Source organism: Mesorhizobium sp. (assembly GCF_004962925.1).
Classification (GTDB): Bacteria; Pseudomonadota; Alphaproteobacteria; order Rhizobiales; family Rhizobiaceae; genus Mesorhizobium.
In genome coordinates this window covers 1-223 of sequence record NZ_SUEO01000511.1, presented here as the reverse complement: position 1 = coordinate 223, position 223 = coordinate 1, and the positions used below count along the sequence as shown (strand labels likewise).

Sequence of the window (223 nt, the reverse complement as noted above, 5' to 3'; positions counted from 1 at the left end):
GTGCGGGCCGTGGTGATCGGGTCCCAAAGTGCCGATTCGATCAGCACGTCTGACGTGTTCTCGTCGCAGCCGGAATGCTCGCCGCCCATGATGCCGGCGATCGATTCGACGCCGTCCCGGTCTGCTATCACACACATCTCAGGTGTCAGCGTGTATTCGCGGCCGTCGAGCGCCAGCACTTTTTCGCCATCGCGCGCCCGGCGCACGACGAGGTTGCCGGTGA

General features: G+C 64.6%; 1 protein-coding gene. It reads right to left on the bottom strand.

Annotated elements, in window-relative coordinates:
- A partial coding sequence (locus E5W87_RS35930; RefSeq protein WP_292408819.1) for a phenylalanine--tRNA ligase beta subunit-related protein occupies positions 1–223 on the bottom strand: 223 nt, incomplete at both ends.